At 66.4% G+C, this 12578-nt stretch carries 13 protein-coding genes; 7 read left to right on the forward strand and 6 right to left on the reverse strand.

Features of this window, described 5'->3' with window-relative positions:
- Positions 1 to 16: 16 nt before the first annotated feature.
- Together EUB48_RS06495 and EUB48_RS06500 are read right to left on the reverse strand one after the other, a co-directional pair.
- Positions 17 to 757, reverse strand: a complete 741-nt coding sequence (locus EUB48_RS06495; RefSeq protein ID WP_142818128.1) for an acetoacetate decarboxylase — start codon at positions 755 to 757, stop codon at positions 17 to 19.
- On the reverse strand, positions 754 to 1983 hold the full coding sequence (locus EUB48_RS06500) for a patatin-like phospholipase family protein (RefSeq protein ID WP_244618348.1): 1230 nt from the start codon (positions 1981 to 1983) through the stop codon (positions 754 to 756). The genes EUB48_RS06495 and EUB48_RS06500 overlap by 4 nt, the downstream gene beginning before the upstream one ends.
- A gap of 121 nt (positions 1984 to 2104) precedes the next feature.
- Here EUB48_RS06500 and EUB48_RS06505 point away from each other — a divergent pair, with 121 nt between their 5' ends.
- The 4 genes from EUB48_RS06505 to EUB48_RS06520 all read left to right on the forward strand — a co-directional run bounded on the left by EUB48_RS06505 (position 2105) and on the right by EUB48_RS06520 (position 5595).
- Complete coding sequence (locus tag EUB48_RS06505) at positions 2105 to 3004, forward strand: dienelactone hydrolase family protein (protein ID WP_142818129.1); 900 nt, start codon at positions 2105 to 2107, stop codon at positions 3002 to 3004.
- A 76-nt stretch (positions 3005 to 3080) separates the two neighbouring features.
- Positions 3081 to 3863, forward strand: coding sequence for a ZIP family metal transporter (locus EUB48_RS06510; protein ID WP_142818130.1), 783 nt, complete (start codon positions 3081 to 3083; stop codon positions 3861 to 3863).
- A 262-nt stretch (positions 3864 to 4125) separates the two neighbouring features.
- Positions 4126 to 4950: a siderophore-interacting protein gene (locus EUB48_RS06515; protein ID WP_142818131.1), complete on the forward strand. Its 825-nt coding sequence runs from the start codon at positions 4126 to 4128 to the stop codon at positions 4948 to 4950.
- A gap of 27 nt (positions 4951 to 4977) precedes the next feature.
- A complete protein-coding gene (locus tag EUB48_RS06520) occupies positions 4978 to 5595 on the forward strand; it encodes a ParB-like protein (RefSeq protein ID WP_142818132.1) in 618 nt (205 codons plus the stop codon).
- A gap of 86 nt (positions 5596 to 5681) precedes the next feature.
- Here EUB48_RS06520 and EUB48_RS06525 read toward each other — a convergent pair whose 3' ends face one another.
- Genes EUB48_RS06525 through EUB48_RS06540 form a run of 4 tightly spaced genes read right to left on the reverse strand, consistent with a single transcriptional unit; the run spans position 5682 to position 9280 of the window.
- A complete protein-coding gene (locus EUB48_RS06525) occupies positions 5682 to 6569 on the reverse strand; it encodes a sulfurtransferase (RefSeq protein ID WP_142818133.1) in 888 nt (295 codons plus the stop codon).
- Position 6570: 1 nt separating this feature from the next.
- The gene (locus tag EUB48_RS06530; RefSeq protein ID WP_142818134.1) at positions 6571 to 7449 is read right to left on the reverse strand and encodes a DMT family transporter; all 879 of its coding nucleotides are present in this window, start codon (positions 7447 to 7449) and stop codon (positions 6571 to 6573) included.
- Positions 7449 to 8099 (reverse strand): 3-isopropylmalate dehydratase small subunit, encoded by a 651-nt coding sequence (gene leuD / locus EUB48_RS06535; RefSeq protein WP_142818135.1) that lies wholly within the window; start codon positions 8097 to 8099, stop codon positions 7449 to 7451. Before leuD ends, EUB48_RS06530 begins: the two co-directional genes overlap by 1 nt.
- Positions 8100 to 8119: 20 nt before the next feature.
- Entirely contained in the window at positions 8120 to 9280 is a 1161-nt protein-coding gene (locus EUB48_RS06540; RefSeq protein ID WP_142818136.1) for an aromatic ring-hydroxylating oxygenase subunit alpha, read from the reverse strand.
- Positions 9281 to 9491: 211 nt separating this feature from the next.
- On the opposite strand from EUB48_RS06540, the gene EUB48_RS06545 reads away from it, so the two are divergent.
- The 3 genes from EUB48_RS06545 to dxs are packed head-to-tail and all read left to right on the forward strand — an operon-like array spanning position 9492 to position 12577.
- Entirely contained in the window at positions 9492 to 9734 is a 243-nt protein-coding gene (locus EUB48_RS06545; protein WP_142818137.1) for an exodeoxyribonuclease VII small subunit, read from the forward strand.
- Complete coding sequence (locus tag EUB48_RS06550) at positions 9719 to 10663, forward strand: polyprenyl synthetase family protein (RefSeq protein ID WP_142818138.1); 945 nt, start codon at positions 9719 to 9721, stop codon at positions 10661 to 10663. Before EUB48_RS06545 ends, EUB48_RS06550 begins: the two co-directional genes overlap by 16 nt.
- A gap of 3 nt (positions 10664 to 10666) precedes the next feature.
- A complete protein-coding gene (dxs, locus tag EUB48_RS06555) occupies positions 10667 to 12577 on the forward strand; it encodes a 1-deoxy-D-xylulose-5-phosphate synthase (protein WP_142818139.1) in 1911 nt (636 codons plus the stop codon).
- Position 12578 lies beyond the last annotated feature (1 nt).

A 12578-nucleotide genomic window follows, 5' to 3' on the forward strand; every position in this document is an offset into this window, starting at 1 on the left:
TCTTCCTCTATAAAAATCAGTCGGCCAGATAATCGTGCACCACGCGGCCCAGGCCCAGGGTCAGGTCGGCCAGGATGTGCACGCCCGACACCACCTCGAGCACCGGCAGGGCGGCGACGGGCGCCAGCGCGTGCTGGAACAGCTCGAGCGCGGCCGGCCCCGACCAGGCGCCCTTGACCGTCACGTCCTGCAGTTCGTACTGCACCAGCTCGCAAATGCGCGCCGTGCCATCCACATGCGGAATGATCTTGAGCAGGTAGTTCGGGGCGAGCATGCCCGCAAGCACCGGCGCGGTGGCGAGCGTGTGGTGCTTGTAGCCCATGGTGGCCGTGGCCACGCGGATCGCGCCGTAGTCCAGCGTGCCGACCAGCACGTCCTTGTCCGCCGCCAGCGAGGGCGAGGCGAGCTTTTTCGGAAACCCCCAGATCTCGCGGCCGCCGGCAATCGGCGCGTCGTCGTTCAGGTACATCGAGTGCGAGTAGCCGCCCGCCGCGCCGTTCAGCTTCACCGGGATCACCTGGCCCGACTCGGTGTAGTCGCCAAAGCCGGTGGAGTCCGGCATGCGGATGAATTCGAACTTGACCAGCGGCTCGTCGATGGTGAGCGGCTCTGGCACCACGGCACGCAGCGCCTCGGGGTCGGTGCGGTAGGTGATGATCAGGTACTCGCGGTTGATGAAGCGGTACGGGCCCGGCGGGTAGCTCGGGCTGGTCAGCGGCATCGAAAAGGCGTTCTTGCGCACATCGTCGATTTTCATCGGGCTTCCTTGTGATGGTTGTGGATTTTCGTCGGCGGCGTCAGGTCCAGCACCGTGATACCTGCGGGCGCCCTGCGGCGGGCGGCCCAGCGCTGGCTGGCCAGGCTGCACTCGACGTCGGCCTGGCCTGCGGCCCAATGCTCCAACATGGTCTGGCGTGAAAATTCATAGTCCTTGGACTGCGTCTCGTAGTGCTTGCTGCGGTGGATCAGGTGCAGGATGGTGACGGCGTCGGGTGAACCCGTGGCCAGCAGTTCGGCCAGGTCCGGGTCACCGGCCATTTTGGGCGGCAATTTGGCGGCCAGGCGGCGCGCAGCGGCACCGATCTTCTGCTGCTCCGCCACCAGGTCGGTGTTGAGCCGCGTACGGCTGGCAAAGCGGATGTCCTTTTCGCGCTCGGCCACCTCGCTCAAATTGCGCGGCAACCGCCCGCGCGTGCTGAACAGGTCCACCTGCAGCACCAGCATGTCGTGCGCGCGCGGCTGGTCGATCACGTATTGCAGCGGCGTGTTCGACACCAGGCCGCCGTCCCAGTAAAACTCGCCGTCCACCTCGATCGGCGGGAAACCAGGCGGCAGCGCGCCGCTGGCCATGATGTGGCGCGGCCCGATCGGGCCGTGCCGATCCGGGTTGGTCGAGTCGAAGTAGCGGAAGTTGCCGGTGGTCACGTTGACGGCACCCACCGACAGGCGCACCTTGTGGCGCAGGTCCGTGGTGTTGATCAGGTCGAAGTCGATCAGCTGCTCCAGCGTGTGTTGCAGCGGCGTTGTATCGTAGTAGCTCAGGGCTGCGTGTGTGCCCGGCGTTTGAAACGGCGCGGGCGGCACCCGCGGCGTAAAAAATCCCGGTACGCCCAGGGCGGCCACCATGGCGGCGCGCGACTCGTTCAACATTTCCCGTGCCTCGGTGCCAAAGCTTTTGGGCAAGTCGACAAACTTGAGCTGCGACGACACGCCCTCCCAGAACTCGCGCAGCCGTGCCACACGCCGCTCGGGCGGATTGCCGGCGATGATGGCGGCGTTGATGGCCCCGATCGACACCCCCGCTACCCAGTCGGGGCGCAGGCCATGCGCGTCCATCGCCTCGTAAACCCCGGCCTGGTAGGCGCCCAGTGCACCACCGCCTTGCAGCACCAGGGTGCAGAGCTCCTCCTTGACGCCCGGATTCTTGGGGGAGGGTGACTTCTTCGAGGGCGATTTTCTTGCTGATTTTGCTGGTGCTGCCACGTGCGTACTTCAATCTGAACGGGATGGGATCGAAATAGTATAGGGCCGGTACCTGAAGGGATTCTTAAGGGAATATTGCTTAAACTGGCGTCTGTCTTGATCACGGCCACGCGGAATCATCATGTTGCACAGAGACCTGGAAACCGACTTTGACTCGCTGCGACCCGGCCGCTCCACCGAGGCCGGCGCCAGCCGCCGCACTACCCTGAAGGCCGCGCTGGGCGTGGGTTATTCGGCCCTGGCGCTGCCTTTGAATGCACAGATGGCCATCAAAACCTCCTCCGAGGGCTTGAGCGTGGGCGAGATCACGTACAAGGTCAACGGCTTCAAGGTGCCGGCCTACCGGGCTGCGCCCGCGAACCAGACGAATTTGCCTGTGGTGCTGGTGATCCATGAGATTTTTGGCGTGCACGAGTACATCGCCGACGTGGCGCGCCGCCTTGCCAGGGCCGGTTACCTGGCCATCGCGCCCGAACTGTTTGCGCGCCAGAGCGACGACCCGGAGTCCTACGGCGAAATGGCCAGGCTGATGTCGGAAGTTGTCGCCAAAGTGCCCGATGCACAGGTCATGGCCGACCTCGATGGTGCCGTCAAGTGGGCCGGCGCCCACGGCGGCGACACGTCGCGCGTCGGCGTCACCGGCTTTTTCTGGGGCGGACGCGAGGCCTGGCTGTACGCCGCGCATGGCAACGCGCGCGCCGTCGTGGCCTGGTACGGCCGCCTGGTCGGTACGCCGAGCAGGCTCATGCCCACCAACCCAATCGACATCGCCACCAGCCTGCACGCTCCGGTGCTCGGCCTGTATGGCGCGCAGGACGCCGGCATCCCCCTTGACACGCTTGATAAGATGAAGACAGCCTTGGCCGCGGGCAATGCCGCATCCAGGGCCTCGCAGTTCGTGGTCTATCCCGAAGCATCGCACGCCTTCCATGCCGACTACCGCGCCAGCTACCGCAAAGAGGCGGCCGAAGATGGCTGGGCGCGCTGCCTGGCCTGGTTCAAGGCGAACGGCGTGGCGTGATGCCGGCCGCCCGGTGCGGCGGCTTTTCCATTAACCTTTCAGGTGCCTGGCCCTTGATGGTCGGGCGCATATAGCTATGACTTTGATAGCAATCTTGGCCGGCACGCTGATGGCCGGTGTCGGCAGCGTCTGGCTCGCGGCCATGCTGAGCTTTCGCGCGCTGGCGCGCTACACCCAGCACATGCTCAGCCTGGCCGCCGGCGCGCTCCTGGCCACCGCCTATATGCATCTGCTGCCCGAGGCGTTCGAGAGCCAGGTCAGCCCCCAGCATCTGTTCATGGCATTGCTCACCGGCCTGGTGTTCTTCTTTTTGCTGGACAAGGCCGAACTCTGGCACCACGGGCACGAACATCACCACGACGACGGCGGTCACGCGGGCCATGACCACGCACCCCACCACCTTCCACCGCGCACCGGCAGCTGGGCCGTGCTCACGGGCGACAGCGTGCACTGCTTTGGCGACGGCGTGCTGATCGCCTCGGCTTTCTCGGCCGACCTGCGCCTGGGTGCGCTCACCGCGCTGGCCGTGCTGGTGCATGAAGTGCCGCACCACATGGGCGACCTCATGGTGCTGCGCCAGAGCACCAGCACCCGTCGCCTGGCGTTCATCAAGGTCTCGCTCGCCGGCGCGGCCACCGCCATCGGCGGGCTGCTCGGCTTCTGGCTGGTCGTGCAGCTGCATGACTTCCTGCCGTACTTCCTGGTGGTGGCTGCCAGCAGTTTCATTTACGTGGCGCTGGCCGACCTGATTCCCCAGCTGCAAATACGCCAGAGCGCCGGGCGCACTGCCGCCCAGATTGCCTGGCTGCTGCTGGGCATTGCGCTGGTCACGGCGGCGAGCCACATGGCGCATGGGTAGCGGGGACAAGTACCTGCCATCGGCCAGAATTCAGGATCAAACCTGCTGCTATCCCATACAGGACATGAGCAGTCAGCTATCGAAACTGGAGTACAGGAGGTACTCGACATGCCCGCCAGGTTTCAGGCCGGTGCACCACCCTCCCGCATCACCGACCCGATCAGATGACGCGGTTGTGGTGGCCGGAATGTAAATCTGCGGTGAAGGTGCGGCACCTGCTGGCGCTGGCCGATGAATTTCGGCATGTGCCCATAATCAAGCCATGAATACACCACAACCTGCTCCTGCTCGTTCGACCGACGCCCGGCCGCCGCGCCCGCGTCCCACGCCGCGCCGCATCGAGGTCCAGCGCATCCAGCCGCTCAGTCCCCACATGGCGCGCATCACGTTTGGCGGTCCCGATCTGGCGGGCTTTGAATGGCGCGGTCCGGCGGGGCACCTCAAGCTGACGGTTCCCGACGAAGGCCAGCACGAGGCGCCGATGCCGCAGGACGACGGCCCGCGCTCGGGCCTGATGCGCACCTATACGCCGCGCAGTTTCGATGCGACCGCGATGCTGCTGGACGTGGACTTTGTGTTGCATGCCTACGGGCCGGCCGGCCGCTGGGCCTCGCGCGCGCAGGTGGGCGACCGCCTGGTGCTGATGGGCCCGGCGCCGGGCTACAAGATCGACTTGGAGGCCGACTGGTTTGTGCTGGCCGGCGACGACACTGCGCTGCCGGCGATCGAGACGATCCTGGCGGAGCTGCCCGCGCGGGCCAGGGCGCTGGTGTTTGTGGAAGTGGCGGGTAGCGCCGAGGCGCGCGAGTTGCACAGCCCCGCCGGTGTGGACGTGCATTGGCTGGTGCGCCATGCCGACCCGGCCGCGGCGGGCCGGGCGCTGGAGGCCGCGCTGCGCGCGCTGCCGGCCTTGCCGCCCGGCCCGGGCCGGATCTATGTGGGCTGCGAATCGACGGCCATGCGCCGCATTCGCGATTTCTGGGTCAAGGAGTGCGGCGTGGAGGCCCGCAGCGTGGTGGCGCGCGGGTACTGGAAGCTGGGCAACCCCAATAACCCGGACCGCGATTTTGCCGACGAACCGGCGTAAGCCTTCACACCCTGCAAGGAGCCCACCATGCATGCAGCCAAATCCCAACTGCTCAGGGTCGAACTGCGGGCGTTGCGCCCCACCCAGATGACTGTAGGTTATGAAGAGGTGCAGACCAAGAAAGCGGCCTGGCAGCACATGGAGCACAACGAGCGCGAGTCGTTTCTGGCCGAACACTGGTTTCCCGGCGTGCGCGGGCCCAAGGGGAACTTCTACATCGTTGACCACCACCATCTCGGCATGGCGTTGATCGAAGAGGGCATTCAGACCGGCCGGTTGATGCTGCTCAACGATTTTTCCGCCCTGGCGCTCAACGAATTCTGGGTTGTGATGGCGCACAACCAGTGGGCGCATCCGTATGACGGACGCGGCAAGCGTTGCGATCTCGATGCCATTCCCAAAAAGATCATGCAGCTCAAGGACGATCCCTATCGAAGCCTGGAGGGCCAGGCGCGCCGGATGGGCGCCAGCACGAAAGACAGAACCCCGTTCTCAGAGTTTTTGTGGGCTGATTTTTTTCGCCACCGCATTGCCCTCAAACTGCTGCGAAACCAGCCTGAGCTGGCCTTGCAAAAGGCCCTGGAGCTGGCCCACAGCCCGGTTGCATCGCATCTGCCCGGCTGGAGCGGCGAGCATGGCGGGTGATTGCCGGCGCGAAAGGTGCGCGAACCCCTTCCCGGTGTGTGCAGGCCGGTGTCCCGACCGGGAAGGCAGGGAGCAGCCGCCGGACGCTAGCCCTGCGCGCAGGGCAGGCCCGGCGTGTTGCTCCACTCGCTCCAGCTGCCCGCATACAGTGCCGCGCGGCCCAGGCCGGCGATTTCCATCGCAATGATGTTCGGTACGGCGCTGACGCCGCTGCCGCAGTGGTGCACCACGCTGGCCGGGTTGCGGCCGGCCAGCAGGGCTTCGAATTCGGCCTTGAGCTGCGGCGCCGGTTTGAACTTGCCGTCGGCCCCGATGTTCTGGTTGAACGGCCGGTTCAGCGCGCCGGGGATGTGGCCGGCCACCGGGTCGAGCGGTTCGACCTCGCCGCGAAAGCGCGGCGCGCCGCGCGCATCGATGAGGGTCTGGGTCGGTCGGCCCAGCTGGTCTGCTACGGTTTTTGTAGCTACCAGCGAAGCTTTGGCGGGGGCCAGCATGAAGTTTGACTGAAAGTGCGAGGGCTCCTCGCCGCTGGCCGTGGCGCCGCCCGCCGCGATCCAGGCCTGCAGGCCGCCGTCGAGCACGGCCACGCTCTCATGGCCGGCCCACTTGAGCATCCACCACAGGCGCCCACAATAGTTCGCGCCCTGGCGGTCGTACACCACGGCCTGCATGTCGTTGGCAAAGCCCACGCTGCTCAGCCAGATGGCAAATTTTTCGCGCGAGGGCAGCGGGTGGCGCCCGCCCGAGGCCGCATCGGGTGGCACCTGGAATTTGCCGCTCGCATCGGGCAGGCCATGGGCGCTCAGCGCCGTGTCCAGGTGAGCGTAGACCGCGCCGGGAATGTGCGCCTCGCGGTATTGCTGCTCGCCGGCCGCGGGTTGCATCAGCTCAAAACTGCAGTCAAAGACCATCAGCGGCTGGCCGCTTTGGCTCAAGGCTTGCAGTTGTTCGACAGAGATCAGGGTGGTGTACATGTCAATGTTCCTCGGCGGGGGCGTGGGGGACGGCGTGCTCGCGCAGCACGGTGGCGGCAATGCCGCTGACCACGATCAGGCCCATGCCCACCCAGCCCATGAGCGGGATGGCATCGCCAAACAGGGTCACGCTGTAGATCGCGGCAAACACAATGCCCGAGTATTGCAAATTCGCCACCACCAGCGTGGCGCCATGGCTATACGCGCGGGTCATGCACAACTGGCCCAGCGAGGCCAGCACGCCGACCGGGATCAGCCACAGCGCGGAAGGCCAGACCCAGGGCGAGATGCCGACCGCCATCATGCCGGCCGCGCCCGCCACGACCGAGCCCACGGAAAAGTAGAACACCACGCGCGTCTCGGGCTCGCCCAGACGCGACAGCGCCATCACCTGCATGTAGGCGAAGGCCGCGCTCATGCCCGAGAGCAGCCCCAGCAGCCCGGCGAAGGCCTGGTGGTGGTCGAAGGTGGGGCGCAGCATCAGCACCACGCCGACAAAGCCTAGCATCACGGTCAGCACCAGCGGACCCTGCTTCTGCACCCGGCCCAGCAGCAGTGAGCCGCCGACCAGGAAGGCGGCGATCCAGACGCTGCTCATGTAGTTGAGTGTCATGGCGGTGGCCAGCGGCAGGTGAGCCAGGGCGTAAAACCACGCGCCCAGCGACATCACGCCGATCAGGCTGCGCCAGGCGTGCATGCCGGGGAAGCGCGTGGCCAGGCTGATGCCACGCGTGCGGGCCAGCGCCCACATGAAGGCAATGCCGATCAGGCCGCGGTAAAGAATCAGCTCGGCGCTGTTGAAGGTGCTGGAGGCGAACTTGACGCATACCCCCATGCTGGCAAAAAACAGCGACGCAAGAATCATCCACAGGGCCTGCATCAATTCTCCAGCGTTTTGGCCAGCCAGGGCTGGCGTGTCAGGCGTGCCGCTTCGAAGGCGGCGATGGCCGGGCGCTGCGTCAGCGTGGCGGCGATCCAGTCGCCATCCTGCGTCAGCAAATGGCGCTCGCGCTGGCTCACGTTGAAGCCGAAGGACCGCGGGCCAGCCTGCACGCGGCCGGCCATCAGGTCGATGCTGACGTTCAGCACCTGGTGCTGCGCCATGGCAAACAGGGCGTCCACGTCGCCCGCATTCAGGGTGAGGGCGGCAACGCCGCCCAGCGGGCAGTTTTGCCGGAAGATGTCGCCGAAGCTGGGTGCCATGACGGCCTTGAAGCCATAGTCCCGCAGGGCCCATACCGCATGTTCGCGACTGGAGCCGCAGCCGAAGTTGCCGCGCGCCAGCAGCACCGTGGCGCCGCGCAGCGCGGGCTGGTTGAGAACGAAATCCGGGTTGCGCCGGCGTTTGGAATGGTCCTGGCCCAGATCGCCGGGGTCGAGATAGCGCCAGCTGTCGAACAGCACGTCGCCGTAGCCGCTTCTGGCAGTGGAGCGGCCATACTGCTTGGGGAAGATGGCGTCGGTATCGACGTTGGCGCGGTCCAGCGGCGCCACGATGCCGCTGTGCCGGCCTTGCAGGAACGATGGCATCGGACTCGCCGCGTGTGAGGTCAGGCTTGCCCGGGCGCGCGGTGCATCACGCGCCGGTACCACTCGTGGAAGTGCTGCATGCCGTCTTCCATCGGACTCTGGTAGGGGCCGGCCTCGTTGTCGCCGCGCTGCATCAACGCCTTGCGGCCGGCGTCCATGCGCAGCGCGATTTCGTCGTCTTCCACGCAGGTTTCCATATAGGCGGCCTGCTGCGCCTCGACAAATTCGCGCTCGAACGCGGCGATTTCCTCGGGGTAGAAGAACTCCACCATGTTCATGGTTTTCTGCGGGCCCATCGGGTACAGGGTGGATACCGTGAGCACGTGCGGGTACCACTCCACCATGATGTGCGGGTAGTACGAGAGCCAGATCGCGCCGTAGCGCGGCGGCTGGCCATTGCGGTAGTTCAGCAATGCCTGCTGCCAGCGCTCGTACACGGGGCTGCCCGCCTTGCCGAGCCGGTTCGCCACGCCCACGGTCTGCACCGAGTAGGCGTCCTTGAATTCCCAGCGCAGGTCTTCGCAGCTGACAAACTGGCCCAGACCGGGGTGGAACGGGCCGACGTGGTAGTCCTCCAGGTAGACCTCGATGAAGGTTTTCCAGTTGTAGTTGCATTCGTGCAGTTCGACGCGGTCCAGCACATGGCCCGAGAAATCGAGCGCGGCGAGCGGGCCCATGTGGGCCAGATCCGCGGCCACGTCCCGGCCGTTGGCCTCGAACAGCAGGCCATTCCACGCCTGCAGCGGGTAGTCGTTCAGGTTCAGGCAGGGGTCCTGGGCAAAGTGCGGCGCCCCCAGCAGGGTGCCGGCCGGGCTGGCCTGGTCGGGGCCGCCGCCACTGTAGGTCCAGCGGTGCAGCGGGCATACGATGTTGCCGCCCGAGCTGCCCGGCTGGCTGGTCTGCAGCGAGCCGCGGCCCTTGAGGATCAGGGCCTGGCGATGCCGGCAGACGTTGGAGATCAGCGACACCCCCTGCGGCGTGCGCACCAGGGCGCGGCCCTCGCCCTCGGCGGGCAGCGTGTGGTAATCCCCCACCTGGGGCACGGCGCACTGATGCCCCACATAGCGGGGCCCGGGCTGAAAAATAGTGCTTTGCTCGCGCTGGTACAGCGCTTCGTCAAAGTAGCTTGAAACTGGTAGTTGGCTTGCGGCCTGCTGCAGTTGAAGACTTAAATCAGTCATGGTGACCTGACCTAGAGACTCCCCCTATGAAGGGGCAGAAGGGTAGACGCTCAATCCGAAGAGAGAAACGCGGAAAGGGTGGGCCGGCAGCGCCGGAGAAGGGAATCGAAGACCCCAGAAAAGAGTCTTTAATTGTACCCCGCAGGGGGCGCTGGCGGGGCGTTCCTGTCCCCAACGCCTAAAATCGGGGTTTTCGACCCGTAATAACCCCATGCCCAAGGCCGCTGCCCAGACCAAGACATCCGCTCCACCCGCCAGCTACGAGGCGGCGCTGGAAGAGCTCGAACAGCTGGTGAGCCAGCTCGAGTCGGGCAAGATGCCGCTGGAGCAGTTGCTCAGCGGCTACCAGCGCGGGGCCGAGCTGCTGAAGTTTTGCCGCGACAAGCTGGAGGCGGTCGAAAGCCAGATCAAGGTGCTCGACGACGGCGTGCTCAAGCCATGGACACAAGAGTGAGGCCGCAGGTCGTCGCCCGCAGCGCGCCAGGCTTCGATCTGCGCGCGTGGAGCGGCACGCATCTGGAGAGGGTCGAGCAGGCGCTCTCCAGCTGGGTTGTGATGGACGCACCTGCCGGACTGGGCGACGCGATGCGCTACGCGGTGCTGGACGGCGGCAAGCGGCTTCGCCCGCTGCTGGTGCTGGCGGCCTGCGAAGCCGTGAACGGCCATACCGGCGCGGCACTGCGGGCCGCGTGCGCCGCCGAGCTGATCCATGCCTACTCGCTGGTGCACGATGACCTGCCGTGCATGGACAACGACGTGCTGCGCCGCGGCAAGCCGACGGTGCACGTCCGGTTTGGCGAGGCCCAGGCCTTGCTGGCCGGCGATGCGCTGCAGGCGCTGGCGTTTGAATTGCTCACGCCGGACGATGGCACGGTCAGCGCTGCGGTGCAGGCTGCCCTGTGCCGCCTGCTGGCCCGCTCGGCAGGGTACCAGGGCATGGCCGGCGGCCAGGCGATCGACCTGGCCAGCGTGGGCCTGGCTTTGAGCGAGGCGCAGCTGCGCGAGATGCACCGCCTGAAAACCGGCGCCCTGCTGCAGGGCAGTGTGTTGATGGGTGCCGCCTGCGGTGTCGTCCCGGTGGCTGCCACAGCGGCGCTGGGCGAGTATGGTGCTGCGATCGGGCTGGCGTTTCAGGTGGTGGATGACATCCTGGACGTCACGGCCGACTCGGCCACGCTGGGCAAGACCGCCGGCAAGGACGCGGCGCAGGACAAGCCGACCTATGTGTCGCTGCTCGGGCTGGAACGCTCGCGCGCCTATGCCCAGGCGCTCTTGGCGCAGGCCCTCGCCGCGTTGGATGCCAGCGGACTCGACACCAATGGCCAGGCACGGACCCACGCGCTGCGCGCGCTGGCCGACATGGTCGTGAACAGGGATAAATAAACAATGACTTCGCTGCTGGAAACCATCAACGACCCGGCCGACCTGCGCCGGCTGCCGCGCACGCAACTGCGGGCACTGGCCGACGAGCTGCGCGCCTATGTGCTCGACAGCGTGTCCAAAACGGGCGGGCACCTCAGCTCCAATCTCGGCACGGTCGAGCTCACGGTGGCGCTGCATTACGTGTTCAACACGCCCTATGACCGGCTGGTGTGGGACGTGGGCCATCAGACCTATCCGCACAAGATCCTGACCGGGCGGCGCGAACGCATGGGCTCGCTGCGCCAGCTCGGCGGCCTGTCGGGCTTTCCGCAGCGCGCCGAGAGCGAGTACGACACCTTTGGCACGGCGCATTCGAGCACCTCGATCTCGGCGGCCCTGGGCATGGCGCTGGCCGCCAAACAAAAGGGCGAGGACCGCCATGCGGTGGCGATCATCGGCGACGGCGCCATGAGCGCCGGTATGGCGTTCGAGGCGCTCAACAACGCGGGCGTGGCGGAAGGCAACCTGCTGGTGATCCTGAACGACAACGACATGAGCATCAGCCCGCCGGTCGGCGCGCTGAACCGCTATCTGGCGCAGCTGATGAGCGGGCACTTCTACGATGCCGCCAAAAACGTGGGCAAGCAGGTGCTGCGCGCCGCGCCGCCGCTGTTCGAGCTGGCCAAGCGGCTGGAACAGCACGCCAAGGGCATGGTGCTGCCGGCCACGCTGTTCGAGCAGTTCGGCTTCAACTACATCGGCCCGATCGACGGGCACGACCTCGACGCGCTGATTCCCACGCTGGAAAACATCAAGCACCTGAAGGGGCCGCAGTTCCTGCATGTGGTGACTAAAAAAGGCCAGGGCTACAAGCTGGCCGAAGCCGACCCGGTGGCCTACCACGGGCCCGGCAAGTTCGACCCGGCGATCGGGCTGCAAAAGCCCAGCACGCCGGCGCGGCAAACCTTCACCCAGGTGTTCGGCCAGTGGCTGTGCGACATGGCCGAGAAGGACCCACGGCTGGTCGGCATCACGCCCGCCATGCGCGAAGGCTCCGGCCTGGTCGAGTTCGAAAAGCGCTATCCCGGCCGCTACTACGACGTGGGCATTGCCGAGCAGCATTCGGTGACGTTCGCCGCTGGCCTCGCCTCCGAGGGCCTCAAGCCCGTGCTGGCGATTTACTCGACCTTTTTGCAGCGCGGCTACGACCAGCTGATCCACGACGTGGCGATCCAGAACCTGCCGGTGGTGTTTGCGCTGGACCGCGCCGGCATCGTGGGCGCCGACGGCGCAACCCACGCGGGCGCCTACGACATCGCTTTCCTGCGCTGCATTCCGAACATGAGTGTGGCCTGCCCGGCCGACGAGAACGAATGCCGCCAGTTGCTGACCAGCGCGTTCGAGCAGGACCACCCGGTGGCGGTGCGCTATCCGCGCGGTGCCGGCGCCGGCGTCGCGATCGAGGCGGGGCTGCGGGCGCTGCCGTTCGGCAAAGGTGAAATCCGCCGCGTCGCCACCGGCCATCCGGCGGATGCGTGCAAGGGCATCGCCATCGTGGTCTTCGGCACGCTGCTGTACCCGGCGCTGCAGGCGGCCGAGAAGCTCAATGCCACGGTGGTCAATATGCGCTGGGCCAAGCCGCTCGACACCAGGTTGCTGCTGCAGGTCGCGGCCGGGCACGAGGCGCTGGTCACGCTGGAAGACGGCGCCATCATGGGCGGCGCGGGCAGTGCCGTGACCGAGGCCCTGAATGCCGCCGGCGTGACCAAGCCCGTGCTGCAACTGGGCCTGCCCGACAAATTCATCGAGCATGGCGACCCGGTCCGCCTCATGGCGCTGCAGGGACTGGACGCTGCCGGTATCGAAAAATCCATAACGAATCGCTTTTCAGCCCTTGTGATGACTGGGCGACCCGCTCTTAAATCTGTAGCGTGAC

Origin of the sequence: Rhodoferax sediminis, from assembly GCF_006970865.1 — a bacterium.
GTDB classification, from domain to species: Bacteria; Pseudomonadota; Gammaproteobacteria; order Burkholderiales; family Burkholderiaceae_C; genus Rhodoferax_A; species Rhodoferax_A sediminis.